Annotated in this window: 8 protein-coding genes and 2 pseudogenes; 7 read left to right on the top strand and 3 right to left on the bottom strand. The window is 61.3% G+C overall.

The window, feature by feature from the left end:
* Nucleotides 1-47 precede the first annotated feature (47 nt).
* Nucleotides 48-2,636 (top strand): EAL domain-containing protein, encoded by a 2,589-nt coding sequence (locus HWX36_RS23715; RefSeq protein ID WP_175955290.1) that lies wholly within the window; start codon nt 48-50, stop codon nt 2,634-2,636.
* A gap of 173 nt (nt 2,637-2,809) precedes the next feature.
* Nucleotides 2,810-3,022: a hypothetical protein gene (locus HWX36_RS23710; RefSeq protein ID WP_175955503.1), complete on the top strand. Its 213-nt coding sequence runs from the start codon at nt 2,810-2,812 to the stop codon at nt 3,020-3,022.
* A 252-nt stretch (nt 3,023-3,274) separates the two neighbouring features.
* Here HWX36_RS23710 and HWX36_RS23705 read toward each other — a convergent pair whose 3' ends face one another.
* Entirely contained in the window at nt 3,275-3,427 is a 153-nt protein-coding gene (locus tag HWX36_RS23705; protein WP_175955252.1) for a hypothetical protein, read from the bottom strand.
* Here HWX36_RS23705 and HWX36_RS23700 point away from each other — a divergent pair.
* Nucleotides 3,389-3,552: pseudogene (locus HWX36_RS23700) on the top strand (VOC family protein); the annotation flags it as partial. The gene HWX36_RS23705 and the pseudogene HWX36_RS23700 overlap by 39 nt on opposite strands.
* A 240-nt stretch (nt 3,553-3,792) precedes the next feature.
* Nucleotides 3,793-4,620, top strand: a complete 828-nt coding sequence (locus tag HWX36_RS23695; protein ID WP_175955287.1) for an alpha/beta hydrolase — start codon at nt 3,793-3,795, stop codon at nt 4,618-4,620.
* A gap of 86 nt (nt 4,621-4,706) precedes the next feature.
* Here the strand turns inward: HWX36_RS23695 and prfH are convergent, their stop codons facing one another.
* Entirely contained in the window at nt 4,707-5,315 is a 609-nt protein-coding gene (gene prfH, locus HWX36_RS23690; protein ID WP_347879231.1) for a peptide chain release factor H, read from the bottom strand.
* Nucleotides 5,315-6,463, bottom strand: a complete 1,149-nt coding sequence (locus HWX36_RS23685) for an RNA ligase RtcB family protein (RefSeq protein ID WP_175955283.1) — start codon at nt 6,461-6,463, stop codon at nt 5,315-5,317. The genes prfH and HWX36_RS23685 overlap by 1 nt, the downstream gene beginning before the upstream one ends.
* 733 nt (nt 6,464-7,196) lie before the next feature.
* On the opposite strand from HWX36_RS23685, the pseudogene HWX36_RS23680 reads away from it, so the two are divergent.
* The 3 genes and pseudogenes from HWX36_RS23680 to HWX36_RS23670 all read left to right on the top strand — a co-directional run.
* Nucleotides 7,197-7,487 (top strand): annotated as a pseudogene (locus HWX36_RS23680) (RNA ligase family protein); the annotation flags it as partial.
* Between the two features lie 575 nt (nt 7,488-8,062).
* A complete protein-coding gene (locus HWX36_RS23675; protein ID WP_175955281.1) occupies nt 8,063-8,788 on the top strand; it encodes a hypothetical protein in 726 nt (241 codons plus the stop codon).
* Between the two features lie 14 nt (nt 8,789-8,802).
* Nucleotides 8,803-15,876: a S8 family serine peptidase gene (locus tag HWX36_RS23670; RefSeq protein WP_175955279.1), complete on the top strand. Its 7,074-nt coding sequence runs from the start codon at nt 8,803-8,805 to the stop codon at nt 15,874-15,876.
* Nucleotides 15,877-15,937: the final 61 nt, after the last annotated feature.

The raw sequence follows: 15,937 nt of genomic DNA, 5'->3' as shown, positions 1-15,937 counted from the left end.
CGGTGGCGATCCCGGCGGGTCGAATACAGGAGCACAGGAGAACGGTCGTGAACGAGGAAAATGTCGATGCACCGGTGATTCTGATCATCGACGACGATGCAATGACGCGCCTGCTGGTCGTGGAAACCCTCGAGCCGGAGGGTTTTCGCGTCGAGGAAGCAACCGGGCCGCAGGAGGGCATCGACGCGTTCCTGCGTCATCGTCCCGCCGTGGTGCTGCTCGACGTCGAGATGCCCGGCGGCGACGGCTTCGCCTGTTGCCGCCGGTTGCGCGCGTTGCCGGAGGGCCGCCGCGTGCCGATCGTCATGCTCACGGGCAACGACGACGACGCGTCGATCGCCAATGCCTTCGACGCCGGCGCGACCGATTTCGTCTCCAAGCCGATGCGCTGGAAGCTGCTCGGCTACCGGATCCGCTACCTGTTGCGCGCCGCCGCGACGCTCGAAAAACTCGCGACCGCCGAGATCAGCCTGACGCATGCGCAGGCGCTCGCGCATCTGGGCAACTGGGAGTATCAGGCCGGCCGGATCGACGGCAACTGGTCGCCGGAACTGTACCGGATCCTCGGCCTCGACCCCGAGCGCACGCCGCCGACCTTCGATCGGCTGCTGCAAGCCGTTCCGGTCGACGAGCAGCCGCTCTTGATCCAGTCGTTCACGAGCCTGCGCACCGAGGGCGCGCCGTTCTCGCTCGAGCATCGGCTGATTCACCCGGACGGCACCGAGCGCCACGTGCTGCACCACGCGGAGGCGGGGCGCGACCTGAACCACGCGATCATCCTGCGCGGCATCGTGCAGGACATCACCGAGCGCAAGACGCAGCAGGGGCGCATCGAATACCTCGCCAACCACGATGCGCTGACCGGCCTGCCCAATCGCAACCTGCTGAGCGACCGCATGGAGCAGGCGATGTCGCAGGCGCGGCGCACGGGGCACCTGGTCGCGGTGATGGTGCTCGATCTGGATCGCTTCAAGCACGTCAACGACACCTTCGGCCATTCGGTCGGCGACAGCCTGCTGCGAGCCGTCTCGGACCGGCTCAAGGCTGCCGTGCGCGACGGCGACACGGTCGCGCGGCTCGGCGGCGACGAGTTCGTCGTGATGCTGGTCAACCTGTCGACCGCGACGGATGCGGACGCGGATGCGGTCGCACGCAAGGTCCTGAACGCCTTTGGCGCGCCGTTCATGCTCGACGGACACGACCTGCACGTGACGACGAGCATCGGCATCAGCGTTTGCCCGACCGACGGCGTCGACGCGGAGACGCTGCTGAAGACGGCCGACGCCGCGCTGTATTGCGCGAAGGAACGCGGGCGAAACGGCTACAGCTTCTACACGCGCGAGCTGGGCGCCCGGGTGGAAGAACAGGCCGAACTCGAAAACGCGCTGCACGAGGCCGTCGCGAACGGCGAACTGGAGTTGTACTACCAGCCGAAGGTCGATCTCAAGACCGGCCAGATCAGCGGCGTCGAGGCGCTGATTCGCTGGCGCCGCCCCGGAATCGGCGTGATTCCGCCCGACCGCTTCATCCCGATCGCCGAGGAAACCGGGCTGATTCTGCCGATCGGCGAATGGGTGTTGCGCACGGCCTGCGCGCAGGCCGTCGCGTGGCGTCGGGACGGGTATGCGCCGCTGCGGATCGCCGTCAACCTGTCGGCACGCCAGTTCCGGCAGCAGAACATGGCCGACGTGGTGCGCGGGACGCTGCGGGACACCGGCCTGGAGCCGGCCTGGCTCGAACTCGAGTTGACCGAAAGCGTGCTGATGCAGGACCGCGACGCGATCGCGAACACGCTGCGCCAATTGAAGGCGCTCGGCGTCGTGCTGTCGCTGGACGACTTCGGCACCGGCTATTCCAGCCTGTCGTACCTGAAGGACCTGCCGATCGATGTCGTCAAGATCGACAAGTCGTTCCTCAGCGACGTCACCACGAGCGCGGAAGGCGCGTCGCTGACGCGCTCGATCATCGCGATGGCGGAGTCGCTGCACATGGAGACGGTGGCCGAGGGCGTGGAGACGGAAGCACAGCTTTCGTTCCTGAACCGGCACCGCTGCCATGCGATGCAGGGCTATTACTTCAGCCATCCGGTCACCGGCACGGAAATCGCCGACATGCTCTCCGCCGGCTCCGAGCTTCCCGAGCATTGCCGGCAGCGCGAGCTGCTGCACCGGACGCTGCTGGTGGTCGACCGCGACCCGGCCGTCCTGCAGACGCTCAGGCAGGCGCTGAGCCGCGACGGCTACGAGATTCTCGGCACGACCGATCCCGCCGACGCGCTCGACCTGCTCGCGCAACATCGGGTCGGCGTGATCGTGTCGGACTTCCGCATGCCGCACCTGTCCGGGATCGATCTGTTGCAGCGCGTCAAGGCGCTCTATCCGGACATCGTGCGCATCCTGCTGTCGGGCCATGGCGAAGGGCAGTCGATCGCCGCCACGCCCGGCGACGGATCGGTCCAGAAGCTCCTGATCAAACCGTGGGATGTCACGCTGTTGCGCACGCACATTGCCGAGTCGTTCAAGCGATTCGAGCGCGGCATGTTGCACAACCGGACAGGCATCGACGCCGCCGGCGCCGGCATTCGCCCGTCTTCCGTCCGGCCCGTCGAAGCGGCCGCTCCCGGCGATCCCGCTTGAGCGACGCGGCGCGGCGACGCTCGCGCGTCCCGTCCGGTGCCCCGGGTGCGAACGGGCGGGCGAAGCGACCACGAAAAAGGGGGGGCGCTCCCGGCGATGCCCGGCATGCGGGCAGGGATATAGGGAAAACCCTTATCCTGGGCTATAATCACGGCCTAGAAAAAGGTCGAACCATGCCTGAACGTTTCCAAACCCTTGAAAAATTTGTGTTTTCCCTCGTCGTGATGTCCGCGGTCATATGCTCGGCATTCCTCGCGTACGAGCGTCACCCCGAGATCAAGATCGCGCTGCACGAAGGCGAAGCGCTGATGCGCGAGAGCGCCAAGTACTCGGTCATCTGCTCGCCGTCCAAGGTCGATCCTTGCGTCGAGATGTCGGCGTACTGAGATTCGCGTCGATAGCGGTGCGCTGCTGTCGAAACGGATTTTTTCAGCAGTCGTCCGATTCAGTTTCAGACTGGCCCTACAGCGTTGGCGATCTGGATTCCCTAAAGTAGCACCCATCAGGCATTCAGAAACCGGCCGCAAGATAGGGCGGATGCACGAACCCGTTACGTGCCGAGTCGCTGGCGTAAGCAGCCCCCGAATTCAGCCGGCCCCGCTTCGAGCCATCGAGTGGGGCCGTTCCGTTTGCACGGTTCAAATCTCCCGCCGCCGTGCCATGCGCCACGTGCGTCGCACCCCATGCCGCGGCGCGGCGCCCACGAACGCGGCGACGTTGTCCACGAGCTGATCGGCGAGCGCCTGCATCGCTTCATCGCGTCGGTGCCGCTCGATGACTTGATCGCGCACCTGAAGCGCGCCGAATGCCGATCGTCGACAGGCCCGTCGAACGCACGGGCGCGACGCGGAAGATCCGGTCGGTCTACGTGTGCGATCCCGGCCTGAACCTGAACGAAATCTCCGAATCGATCTGAATGCCCGGCGCACCGCCGGCTGTATCGGGTCTTCACGCTCGCGCGTGCGGACCTGATCACGGTGCGGCGGCACGTCGCGCCAATCTCCCGCCGAAAACGGACAGACGGTTTCCGCGCTCGCCGATTCCGGATAGCCGATCCGCACCGCGCTGCGGATAATGCGTGCATCGGCGACTGAGAAGCCGCCTTCGCACCGGACCTTGCGTCCGCGCTTCCGCAACCCGAACCAGGCAATTCCCGATGACGATCCTCTATCGCGGCATGGACCGCACGGCGCTCGACGCCGCTTATCTGAACACGCTGGCCGTTCCCGATTTCCCCGCGTTGCTGGCGTCGATGCAGGCGCGCAGTGCGGCGTTCTACGACACCGCGTCCGTGCGGCGCGACCTGCGTTACGGCGCGCAACCGGCGCAGCGTTTCGACTGGCTGTCGTGCGGCCAGCCCGATGCGCCGCTGTTCGTGTTCATCCACGGCGGCTACTGGCAGCACTGCGCGAAAGAGGATTTCGCCTACGCGGCAAGCGGGCCGCTCGCGTGCGGCTTCGACGTGATACTCGCCGAATACACGCTCGCGCCGGTCGCGACGATGACCGGCATCGTCGGCGAGATCGGTGCGCTGCTCGATTACCTCGCGAACGACCCCGACGGCCTCGGCACCGCGAAGCGGCCGATCCACCTGAGCGGCCATTCAGCCGGCGGCCACCTGACGGCCGTGCACCGCGCGCATCCAGCCGTCGTCTCGGCGCTGGCGATCAGCCCGCTCGTCGATCTCGAACCGATCTCGCTGTGCTGCCTGAACGACAAGCTGCAACTCACCGCGCACGAGGTCGAAGCGTACAGCCCGTTGCGCCATATCGGCCCTGGCGCGCCGACGGTCGTGGCGGTCGGCGAGGCCGAATTGCCCGAACTCGTCCGGCAGGCACGCGAGTACGCGACCGCATGCGAAGCGGCGGGCGAGCGGAGCGTCCACGTCGGGCTCCCCGGCATGCAGCACTTCGACGTGCTCGACGATCTCGCGAAGCCGGACGGTGCGATGCTCGCCGCATTGTTGTCGATCGCGCCGCGCTAGGCGCGCCGTATCGCGCTCACGCGGCCGGGCGTGTGAGCGGTGTTGGGCCGCCGGCGCAACAACCACCGGCGGCCACGCGCTCGGGCTTAGTCAGCCGGCACGAACGCCGCCCCGTGAAACACGCGCACGGGGTTGCCGCGCTCCAGCGCAAAGTGCTGCATCCGCCGCTGCCGGCGCGCATCGGATGCGTGACGGTCGGCTTCCTGCTGGAGTCTGACCTGCAGCAACTGCAGCGCCAGGCGCTTGTTCGCGTGCTGGCTGCGCTCGCTTTCCACGCGCACCGACAGGCCGGTCGCGACATGGGTCGCACGAATCGCGGAGCTCGTCTTGTTCACGTGCTGGCCGCCCGGCCCGCGTGCACGCATCGCTTCGAACCGCACATCGCCATCCGGCAGCGGCTGCGCGTCGGCACAGCGCGTGACGCCGATGAACCAGTTCTTGCGCGGATGGCGCAACCGGTACGGGCTCGCGCAAATCCATTGCAGCGTGCCTGTCCAGCGATCCGCAAGCGCCTGCGCGCCGGCGCCGTCGAGATCGAGCAGCGCCGAGCGCAGCGTGCCGAGCCGTTCACCGGGCTGCGTATCGAGCACCGTGACGACGACGCGCAGCGCATCGGCTTCCACTTGCAGGCGCCGCAACGCATTGGCCGCGGCAAGCTGGCACTCGAGCGGGCCGTGCGCCGAAGAAATCTGCATCAGCATCGGCCAGCCTCCCCGGACGTCTTGTAGGTCAGCACCGGCGCGAGCCGCGCCAGCTTGCGCAGCAGGCCGGCCACCTCGAGCGCGTCGACGACACTGTCGATCGGCTTGTACGCCTGCGGGGCTTCCTCGTACAGCAGGTCGCGGTCTTCGCAAATCACATGGCTGCCGATCGGCGTGCGCGTGAGCTGCGACGGCGTGAAGCGCCGTTCGAGGCGCCCCTTGCAATCGCCGCGCGCCCACTTGCGGCCCGCACCGTGCGCCAGCGATGCCAGGCTGGCCGCATCGTCGGGCCGCACCGGCACGACGAGGTAGCTGTAGTCGCCGCGCGACCCGGGAATGACGACCGGCCCTGCGTCGGCCGGCGTCGCACCCTTGCGATGCAGCCAGCCCGGCTCGCCGTCGACGGTCGCACGGCTCACCAGGTTGTGGTTCACGTCGAGCACGCACCGGCCATCGGTGCGCCAGCGCGCCAGCATGCGCCGCGCGATCAGGTCGCGATTCGCGATCGCGTAGCGCAACGCCGCATCGTGACGCGCGAGGTACGCCGTGCATGCGGCATCCGCGTCGTCGAGGCCGTTGTAGCCGTGCTCGCGCATGTGTTGCTCGAGGATCGACTGGCCGAAGCCGCGCGACCCGCTATGCACGAGCAGCAGCAGGCGATCGGGATCGAGACCGAGCGCCTCGACGGCATCGGTGTCATACACCGCGTCGATCCGCTGCGCCTCCGCGAAATGATTGCCGCTGCCGATCGTGCCGAGCGACGCCGCGTACGCATGATCCGCGAACCCGGCGGTCGCAATGAGCGGCTGCCAGCTCGCATCGGGCGCGGCGTCGATCGAGCCGAGCCGGCTCGCGAGCTTCGACGCACTGACGCGCCGCGCATCGAGCGCGGTCTGCCACAGCGCCATCCCGCAGCCGATATCGCCGCCGATCAGCGCCGGATAGAGCCGGCCCGTCGAAAAGAACGCGGCGCCGACCGGGTAGCCGCGTCCGGGGTGAAGATCGGGCATGCCGGCGACGCGCCGCATGCCGGGGAGGGTGGCAGCGTGTTCGAGCTGCCGGATGGCCTCACCTTCGATCCAGGTGGTGGCGCAAGCGCACAACGTGATGCGCTCGCCCAGGTATTGCATGGAAGTGCCCATGGAGGTTTCCGTTCGATGAAAAAGTAGAACGGCGGGCCATGGCGCAGGCAGCGCACACAAGCGCTGCCCGGCATCGGAAGTCGGGAAGAGGGCGGCACGACCGGATCGGAACGACCCGGCTCATCGCCGTGACGGCGATATGTTGTGCTGCTTGGCGTGAACGATGAAACGAACGGACGCGAAAAACCCGAACTACGACCCGCGACGGGAGGAGTGCTGGCGTGACGTCATGATTTTCTTCTCCTTGCGAGTGAGGGGTTGATCGGAATGGCGGCGACTCTAGCATGCACGCGACGGGCGCAGCAAGCGGGTAGCGCAGCGTAACCCACCGAATCATCCCTCGATGTGGCGAAAAACACACATATAGGAATCCGTATCATTTTCCCGTCGATGACGCGCAAGGCGCGCCGCGGCAGGCATTCGACCTACGCGGACAGCCGCCACGGATGTGCCCGACCACGCTTGACAGCGCAAAGGCCGTTTCGTAGCATCCGCCGGCTTCATCCCTGAACCCTCATCGAATCGGTGATCCAAGTGCCCGCAAACATTCGTCCCTTCGCCTGATACGCCGACGACTGCCGTCCCGGCCGCGTGTCGTCCTGCCCGTTTCCGTCTGCCTCGCGGCGCGGAACAGCGATCGCAGGGCCGCGCCAGGACACGCACTGACACCGCAACGCACACCCCATCGTTCGTTCACGTCGTCGGCCTTTTCTGTTGTTTCCGGAGAAAGACCATGACGCTGGATTTCCGCGCATACGCGCAATCGCTCGACCTCGCCCGCTACCCGCGCACGCCGCACCTCGAAGGCTCGCGCCTGCAGGACGGCGACGAACGTCACCACCACATTCCTTATCGCACCCTCGCGGGCGCGCATCTCGTCATCGAGGAAAAGCTCGACGGCGCAAACACGGGCATCAGCTTCAGCCCGGCGGGCGAACTGCTGCTGCAGTCGCGCGGCCACTATCTGGCCGGCGGCGGCCGCGAGCGGCAGTTCGGGTTCGTCAAGACCTGGGCCGCCGCCCATGCCGACTGGAGGTAGGGCGGAGATTCGTAAAAAATCCGCCGTATCTCGACCTAAGAAAAATCCATGGTCGCGTCGAGCGGTAAAACGGGCGCAGGAAGTCCAGCAGAAAGTCGCCGAGCTGATTGATGTGCTCATGCCGGTATTGCCACGGACGGGTATCCAGCTCGCCGCGACTCAAATTACATCGCGATGCGAACGAGTGCTCGTCACCATTTCCACGGAGGCATCAAATGGTCAGACAAAATGTGGTAATATTTCGTAACACAAATGATGGTCATGTCTCATTGATCACGTTGCGACATGCTCAAATAACCATCTGCTCCCTGGGTCAGGAAAGATGCGCAATACATATTTTCCGTATCTGGGCAATCGTTCGTCGATTCCATTCGTTTGTGGCAACTATCCTCCTTCGATCTGTATGTCGAGAGATTGCTGCGGCCAACAGAGATACTATTTCCGAGATACTGTCCAACGGGCAGAGACACGCCAACAAAATCACAACCATCTCGTAGCACTGCCGCTTTTTCAATGGGCTGGACTCTCCGTCTGCTTCCGAGGTGATTTCGGCAAGTTCAATGCACGATGTGCGTTGCGGGGTTGCCTTTGCGCCAGAAAGTCAAGCACTTTGCGATTCCGTCCAGCAACCAGCACGATGTGCGATTTTGAAATCATCAACCAAAGAACAAGTTTTATTGCCAATGAATTCGTTCTCAAATCTAAAATCGAGTCGAGCGCTTAAGTTATCTTCGGCGGCACTGATCTTCGCCGTTGTCGCTTGGTTTGGGCAATATTCGCTGATCTTGTACGCAACTGTGATCTTGGCGATTTCCGCATCGACAATCTTATTTCTGATAAAGATTGTGATGAAGCGCCATTCTGGTGAATGGGTGGCAAATTTAATATTCCTTGCGGCCATTTTTGCATGGATGGGTTTCATTGCTGCAAACAGGAATTATGCCATTATTGATTATTTTTTGATAGTAATTGATGCCCATCCGTTTGATGAGTGCAGACGCGACGGCATTGTCTTCAAAGATGGAACACGTTTGTCAATCTGCAAGACAGAGGAAAAGTGGTGGCGCTTCGGATTTATCAGATCGATTGTGTATGACACGAGTGGGCAGGTGGCTCTCGAAGATGGCCATCCTACGGTGGAATGGAATGCTGCGGCGCAACAGTTAGGTGGCGGATTAGAGAAAGGTGTTTCTAAAGGTAGAGGTGGACTATTTGGCATATCCCCGTATACCGAGAAGCGAATTTACTCTGATTACTATTTGGTCGATTTTTACGATCCTATGTGAAGGCGAGAATTGATATGGCTTCCGTTTTTTACGTGAAAGACAGGGCTGGCAACCTGATTCCGGCGAAATTTCTGGTGTATGGTGGATCGTACGTAAAGGACCCAAATTCGTTTGCGGCCATGAACGCGGGAATATTTGACACAAACGGCAATCGGATTTCAGGGGCAAATCCGAGCGGATATCTAATCGTTCCAGAAAACTATTCAATCGATAACGCGATATCGGTAGCCGATAAACTTAAGCCGATTGTGTCCGATGCAGCAACAAGCGGAGTTGAGTATCTATTTGCGACACTGGCGGCAATGTTTGCGCCAAGTGGAACCCAAGACATTCAGCGCACCTATCCACAGAGCAGCGGCAAAAATCCAGAGGATTTCGTTGCAGCGTTTAGCAGCGCAGCATCATTCAACTTTGGCCTTATTTCTGAGTATTCTGGACTTGGAAAGGCGAATGCAATAGCTGGAGGCGGCGCATTAAATGTGTTTCAGTCTTACTTCAATAGTAAAATTGACACAAGAGGAGCTGGAGGGAATAACCCTCTGAATGTGAACTCCATTTCGGCCGGCGCGGGATTTGCGGATAATATTATAAACAATACGCAACAGGTAAATAGTTGGTCCCTAAATGATGGCGGATGGATTTTAAGTAACCCGCAATCGCTGCCCACCTACAGTCAGTTCGACGCAAGTACGACCGTCGCTCGGGACATCGCAGCTGGTCGAGCACCAGATGGCAGCCCAATGGGCGTAATGCTGCCTAACGGGAAAAATGGCCAGATGATCTGGGTTCCGGATCCGTCTTCTGGAGGTTTTACGCAGGTCCTGTCGCAAGTGGACGACGGGGGAAAAACGTATAATTTTCAGATTTCTTACAGTTCGGCTGGGAAACCGATTTCCACGCGCTCATTTGTGAACGGCATAGAAACAACCATCCCAGTAACCACCTCCCCGGCTACGCCGGGAAGTCCTGGCATTGTTAGGACGGTGGCCCCTCGTGATCCGGACGCAGCATCGTCTCCTGCCAACTATGTGGTTCAACCTGGCGACACGCTCTGGGGACTTGCTCAAAGAAACGGTTCTTCGGTAGCTGATTATTTGAAAGTGAATCCACAGATTACCGATCCAAGCAATATCTGGACTGGTCAAATAATTAACAATCCGCCCTTGGTGATGTCTGCGCCGACTAACCTTGTTGATATCAACATCAACTCGAGCCCGCAACCACACTCGCAAGTACAGAGTGAGGGGCAGGCGGCGCAAGATGTATCGAACGGCTTCGTGCAGAACAGCGCGACCAACAGTGTTTCGTTCTCGAACAACACGCTGAACAAAACTGATTTTGTCTCAACACAGCTGGGCAGTTTGGCTTCGGGCGGCATTCGTCCGGGCGAAGTTCAGTTCGACCCGAATCCACGTCCGGGCAACTATATCTCCCAGTTCTACGTCGACCCGGCCTTGACCCAAAACCCGAATGCGCCTCAATTGAACGCGAGTGTGCTCAACGGCCTGTCTGCGATGACGACGGTCAATACGTACGTCGACCCGCTGCTGCTGGATATCAGCGGTAAGGGCGTTCATATGACGGGCATCGAGAACGGCGTTCTGTTCGATACCGACCACAGCGGTACCCTCAAGCGCACCGGATGGGCCGACAGCCAGACCGGCATGCTGGTCGTGGACGATGGCACGGGCAACATCACGAATGCGAGTCAGTTTCTGTCGGAATACTACGGCGGCAAGGCCAGCACCAATGGCGGGCCGGGCCAGACGCCGTTCAAGGATAGCTTTGCGGCGCTCGCAAGTGTCGACGCCAATCATGACGGCGTGATCGATAAGAAAGATCCGATTTGGGGCAAACTCAAGGTCTGGATCGACGCAAATCACGACGGCAAGTCGGGCGCTGGCGAACTCAAGACGCTTGACGAACTGGGTATCACGCAGATCAATGTCGCGTCAACTTCAGCGGGCATTGGTGAAACGCTGGACGGCAACGAAGTATTGGGCCGCGGTTCGTTTGTGATCAACGGTCAAACACGACAAGTCTTGTCGGTGGATTTCCTGGCAAGCCCGGTCAGCAACACGTTCGTGAATGTGGCCGGCGGCACCAAGCTCACATCGATTGGGAACGGCGTCACGAAAACGGCTTTCACCAGCAGGAATACAGCGGATGAAACGCTCGACGCCAGCAAACTCGGCGTCGACAACGTCTATGCGGGTACCGGCAACGATACGCTGATTGCAGCCCCCACGGGCAGCTGGCTGGTCGGCGGCGGTGGTAGTAACACGTATCAAGGTGGCGCTGGCGACGATGTCTTTGTAATCAGCGCCAAGGACAATCCGGCAAATATCCACGGTAACGGCGGTCGCGACACGGCGATCATCGTCGGTGACCAGGGCGTCACGTTGAACATGGCGCAGGCGGGGCTGACTATTGCCGAAGGCGGGCATGGCGACGACGTAATTCTAAGCGGTGGTCGCACCAGCGCGTTCATCCGCGGCGGCACGGGCAACGACACCTTGATCGGTGGCGGCGGCAACGACGTGATAGTTGGCGGTTCCGGCCACAACACGATTATCGGCGGTAGCGGCAAGGCAGTGCTGTTTGCCGGCCCGAATGGCGACACGATCTACGCGTCGGCAGGCGGCAGTATTATCCACGCGGGCGGCGGTGCCGATCACATCTATGGTGGTGCCAGCGACGACGTGATCGAGGCCGGCAAGGGCAATGCCGTCATCGATGGTGGTGGCGGCACCAACATCGTGACCCTGCACGGCAATCACGGCGACTACACGATCACCAAAACGGATACCGGCTATACGGTATCTGACAACGTCGCAGGCCGTGACGGCAAGCTGGCGCTTACGAACATTCAGAAGCTCAACTTTGCGGACATTTCGGCGGTCAACTTGACGCAGCCAAACGCAATGCCCGTCGCCGATGCGCTGCGTTCCGATGCGGCCGGAAGCGCCTTCAACCGTACGCAGCCGCATCTGATTTCCGCTGCGCAACTGCTTGCGAACGACCAGCGGCTCGGAAGTCAAGGCAATCTGCATATTACGACGGTCGGCGATGCTGTTGGCGGAACGGTTAGCCTGACGTCTGCCGGCGATGTGCTGTTTACGCCCAATGCCCGCTTCACAGGTGTTATGAGCTTCAAGTACAGCATCGCGGATGCAGCAGGCAACCCGGCTGCGACAGTCGTGGATTTGAACAGTGGACAAACTGCGCCGATGCGGGCCACCGCGACGCTGCTCACGCCCGAGATTCCCACGGATCCACTGACATCGCAAGAATGGTACCTGACAGATACTAACGTGCTGCCCGTCTGGAACGACTACACGGGCAAAGGCGTTCGTATTGGCCAGTTCGAACCCGGTGGTCAGTTCGCAACGGCGCCGGAGATTCTCGATATTCATCACCCGGATCTTGCGACAAACATCGATCCCGTCTGGCTCCAGACTCAGCAAGCCGACAGGTCGTTGCCCACCAACGTCTCCAACCACGCGACAATGGTCGCTGGGGTCATGGTGGCGGCCAAGAACGGTCAAGGCGGTGTCGGTGTCGCCTATGATGCGACGGTCGGTGGATATTATCTCGCCAACAGCGGCGCTGATCTTAGCGGCCTTGGCCACATGGTCAGTTACGACATCGCCAACAACAGCTGGGGTTTTACGAACGATTTCGCCATGAGCAACCTGCAGCGTGGCCAGATCAACACCGAGAGCGCACTGGTGTCGAACGCGCAATATGCGGCCGACAACGGCCGAGGTGGGCTGGGCACGATTATCGTGACGGCGGGTGGGAACCAGCGAGAGAAAGGAGGCAGCGCGCAGGGTTCGCTGACGAACAACAATCGCTTCTCGATTGAAGTCGGCGCAATCAACGCTCAAGGCGATCTCTCGACGCTGCAAATCGGTTCGGCTCCGTTCTCGAATCCCGGCGCAAGCCTGTTGGTGTCGGCGCCGGGCAGTAATGTCGTGTCGACCAGCGAAATGCTTCAAACCGACCAGGGCTCGACATTCGGCAGCGACTACAGCGCAATGCAAGGCACGAGCTTCGCCACGCCGATCGTGTCGGGCGTGGTCGCGCTGATGTTGCAGGCCAATCCAAACCTCGGTTATCGCGACGTTCAGAAGATTCTCGCTCTGGCGGCCCGGACCGTGAACGACTCCGCTACGAAGTGGGATACGAACGGCGCGCACAACTGGAATGGTGGCGGCATGCACACCAGCCACGACTACGGTTTCGGCGAGGTTGATGCCCGTGCTGCCGTGCGACTGGCCGAATCGTGGCTGACGCAGGGCACCGGTGCGAACGAGGCGATGTATTCGGCGGCAAGTGGTTCGCTTGGTCAAGTGGTCGCGCCGGGCAGCACGTTCAGTTCGTCGCTGAGCATGCAGGCTGGTCTCACCGTCGAGCACGCGGAGATCGATTTTGACGCGAACGTGGGCCGGCTCGGTGATCTGGTCGTGACGCTGATTGCGCCGAACGGAACACGAAGCATCCTGCTGAACCGGGAAGGCAAAATTCCGGTCGGCGTGAAGGGTGCGAGCGATACTGATGTGGGCAGCACGCAGTCAGGAAAATTCGGCTACACGTTCATGTCGACACACGACTGGGGAGAGCAGTCTGCGGGTAGCTGGAAGCTGGAGGTTACGGATGCCGCGACCGGGCAACCGGTGACGTTGAACAACTGGGCGTTGCGCCTGTACGGCAGCCCGACGACCGCAGACGATACCTATTACTACACGGACGAATTCGCGGCGCAGGTCTCGGCCAGTGCCACCCGAAGCACCCTCGACGACGCAGTCAACGGCAAGGCGGGCGGGCGCAACACGATCAACGCGGCGGCTGTTTCCGGGGATACATCGGTCGACTTGACGACGGGCATCGCGAGTATCGGCGGTACGCGCCTGACGATCACGCACCCGGAAACAATCCAGAATATCGTGACCGGCGATGGAAACGATACGCTGAAGGCAAACAGTGCAGATGCCCTGCTGGATGGCGGGCGAGGCAACAACACGCTGATCGGCGGAAGCGGCAAGGATTATTTTGTCGTTCATCGGCGTGCCGGCGGCTTGGATACGATCGTCAACTTTGCCGCGAATCGTGGGGAAGTCATCGATCTGGTCGGCTTCAAGGGCAAGTCGTTTGCCAACCTGAAGCTTACACAGGAGGGGGCAAACGTTCGGATCGATCTGGGCGACGGTCAATCGATCGTACTTGAGAATCAGTCAGTCTCGTCCCTGACGGCCGCCCAATTCCAGTTTCAGGACACGTTCGTTGCGCCCGCTGCGTATATCAACAGCCAGGCGCCGTCGGGCAATCCCAACATCGGCGCAGGAACGGTTGTCTTGGACGGTGGCGCACAAGGCGTCAGCTATACGACCGACGCCAGCGGCAAGACGATCGCGTCGCTGGCTGGCACGGTGTATAGCCACGACAGCGCAACCTCGGACACGTTCGTGATCCAGAATCAGCCCGGTACAACGAGCTTCCGTAACGCACTGCGAGGATTCAGGCACGGAGTCGACAAGATCGACCTGAGCCAAACGGGCGTGACGAGCTTTGCCGATCTCGTTGTCGAACAACGGAATCGTGCGACGATCAATGGAATTGCCCAGATCCATGGCGTAAGCGTCAGCAGCAAGTCATTGGGAGCGAACGGTACCCCGGCTGAACTGGTCTATCTTGATGCCCTGGATTTCGCACAGGTCACGGAGTCGGATTTTATCTTCGCCAAGGACACGCCGAAGGCCGCCGGGGTTGTGACGGCTCCGCCGTCCCCTACGCCACCTGTAACGAATCCGATCACGCCGGTCGTTCCGCCCGTGATCGTGAACCCGGTGACGCCAACGAATCCGCCGGTAACGGGCCAGCCCATTCCGCCGATCACCGGGAATCCAATTCTTCCTGTCACGATCAATCCTGTTCCGCCGGTAACGGTGCCGCCTATCACACCGATCACGATTCCGGGATTCGGGCCGGCCAAACTCTCAGGACATTCACCGAGCTATCGCATGATCGACTCGGCGAATGCGTGGGAGAGCGATCCGTTGTCTTCGTTGTTCACGGTTCCGCAAGGCGATACGCTGACTTATCGCGCTACGCTCGCGAACGGCAGCCCGCTGCCGGCCTGGTTGACGTATGATCCCGCGCAAAACAAATTGCGTGCTGCGCCGGGAGCGGGAGGTACCGGAACTGTCGATATCAAGGTGACTGCGGTCAACCAGAGTGGCGTTAGCGCCGATTCGACCTTGGAATTGCTGGTTCAGGCCAATGTTCTGAACGTTGATACGTTCAAGAAGGTCAATGTCGCTGATTCTCAGGTCGCGATTAACGAAAGTAACGCGTTCTCGGGGGTAACGGCGGCAGGGGGCAATCACGTTCTCCTGCAGAGCGGATCGGGCAATACGGCAACGCTTCAGGGAGCAGGCTCCAACACCGTGATCGTTTCGGGATCAAGCGCAAATCTGACCTTGGGAGACGGTAACAACACCGTCACGCTCGTTGGATCCGGAGCGACGGTCGTGGCTGGACACGGAGCGAACAACGTGACTGGTTCCGATAGCAGCGCCAAGATTACGCTCGGCAACGGAAACAATACGGTATCCGGAGCATTCCAGGTGCTGACGGTGGGAAGTGGCACGAATACGGTGACCAGCACCGGTTCAATCGCCACGCTCAATCTGGGAGATGGCCACGACGTGGCAACGGTCAGCGGCAGCATTTCAACCGTCAATGTCGGGCACGGCAATTACGATCTGAATATTTCAGGCTTCGCCGGGAAGCTCAAGTTCGGTTCCGATGTCGCCGCCGATCATCTTTGGTTCAAGCACGTCGGCCAGGATCTAGACATTTCGGTCATCGGCAGTGCCGAGACGGTCGTGCTCAGGGACTGGTACGCGAGCTCGCCGCATCAGGCCGACATTACCTCTGGTGACGGTAAAACGGTGTCGAGTTTCAATGTCGAGAAGCTGGTGCAGGCGATGGCGGCATTTTCTCCGCCTGCAGCCGGGACGACGAGCTTGACACCCAATCAGCAATCTGCTCTGCAACCAGTCCTTGCCGCTAACTGGCATTAACGCTCGCGTTTTAGAGGCGACCGCCCGCACTGTTGTATTGCGGGCGGTTTTTTTGTACAGG

Source organism: Burkholderia sp. BCC0405 (assembly GCF_902833075.1).
Taxonomy (GTDB): domain Bacteria; phylum Pseudomonadota; class Gammaproteobacteria; order Burkholderiales; family Burkholderiaceae; genus Burkholderia.
Note: the sequence above shows the minus strand (reverse complement) of the source record. Positions and strands in the feature narration are given on the sequence as shown.